Below are 1803 nucleotides of genomic sequence, written 5' to 3'. Positions count from 1 at the left end.
ACTGCTCGCGGCAAGTGCTCACAACGAATTACCTGATCTTATTGCTGGCTTAGCCGGCAGTGGCAAGCGTGCTCAACAGAGCGCGCTTCTCACTGTTCTCTGAACAGCCGCTCTTTAACAATGTGAATCATGCTGACGATGGAATGTGCGCCAAGCACATCTCCATCAAACGATATGTCGGAGAGGTCCGACAGATTCGTAATCCTTGACAGACCCCTTGGGGTTATATGGTCAAGCGATTAAGCGCATACGGTGGATGCCTTGGCAGCCAGAGGCGATGAAGGACGTGATAGCCTGCGATAAGCGTTGGCGAGGTGGCAAATACCCTGCGACCCAACGATTTCCGAATGGGGAAACCCACTCACCATCAGGTGAGTATCTATAGGCCAATACATAACCTATAGAGGCAAACCCGGGGAACTGAAACATCTAAGTACCCGGAGGAAAAGAAATCAACCGAGATTCCCCAAGTAGCGGCGAGCGAACGGGGACCAGCCCTTAAGCGATACAACTGACAGACGAACAAGCTGGGAAGCTTGACGATACAGGGTGATAGTCCCGTAGTCGAAGTCTGAGTATCGTGAAATCGAGTAGGTCGGGGCACGAGAAACCTTGACTGAACATGGGGGGACCATCCTCCAAGGCTAAATACTCCTGGCTGACCGATAGTGAACCAGTACCGTGAGGGAAAGGCGAAAAGAACCCCGGCGAGGGGAGTGAAATAGATCCTGAAACCGTATGCGTACAAGCAGTGGGAGCACCTTCGTGGTGTGACCGCGTACCTTTTGTATAATGGGTCAGCGACTTATATTCTGTGGCGAGCTTAACCGTATAGGGGAGGCGTAGCGAAAGCGAGTCTTAACTGGGCGACCAGTCGCAGGGTATAGACCCGAAACCGGGCGATCTATCCATGGCCAGGGTGAAGATTGAGTAACATCAATTGGAGGCCCGAACCCAAGTATGTTGAAAAATGCTGGGATGAGCTGTGGATCGGAGTGAAAGGCTAATCAAGCCCGGAGATAGCTGGTTCTCCTCGAAAGCTATTTAGGTAGCGCCTCACGTATCACCGCTGGGGGTAGAGCACTGTTTCGGCTAGGGGGTCATCCCGACTTACCAACCCGAGGCAAACTCCGAATACCAGTGAGTGCAGCGTGGGAGACACACAGCGGGTGCTAACGTCCGTTGTGAAAAGGGAAACAACCCAGACCGTCAGCTAAGGTCCCAAAATCCTGATTAAGTGGGAAACGATGTGGGAAGGCTCAGACAGCTAGGAGGTTGGCTTAGAAGCAGCCATCCTTTAAAGAAAGCGTAATAGCTCACTAGTCGAGTCGGCCTGCGCGGAAGATATAACGGGGCTAAATCAGGTACCGAAGCTACGGGTTCATCCTCTGGATGAGCGGTAGAGGAGCGTCGTGTAAGCCAATGAAGGTGGATTGAGAAGTCTGCTGGAGGTATCACGAGTGCGAATGCTGACATGAGTAACGATAAGGGGAGTGAAAAACTCCCCCGCCGGAAGACCAAGGTTTTCTGTTCTACGTTAATCGGAGCAGAGTGAGTCGGCCCCTAAGGCGAGGCGGAAACGCGTAGTCGATGGGAAACGGGTTAATATTCCCGTACCGGATGTGGTTGCGATGGGGGGACGAAGAAGGCTAGGTGAGCCAGGCGTTGGTTGTCCTGGTGAAAGCATGTAGGCCGAGGAATCAGGCAAATCCGGTTCCTCTGAGGTCGAGATGCGAGACGAACTGACTACGGTCAGGAAGTCATCGATGCCACGCTTCCAGGAAAAGCCTCTAAGCTTCAGAT

Annotated in this window: 1 rRNA gene; it reads left to right on the top strand. The window is 52.7% G+C overall.

Annotated features, from left to right (window positions below):
• Positions 1-229: 229 nt before the first annotated feature.
• Positions 230-1803 (top strand): 23S ribosomal RNA (locus tag QD228_RS16965); the annotation flags it as partial.

This window comes from Cobetia sp. 3AK, assembly GCF_029846335.1.
Taxonomy (GTDB): Bacteria; Pseudomonadota; Gammaproteobacteria; order Pseudomonadales; family Halomonadaceae; genus Cobetia; species Cobetia marina.
This window is presented reverse-complemented; position numbering and strand designations above follow the sequence as displayed.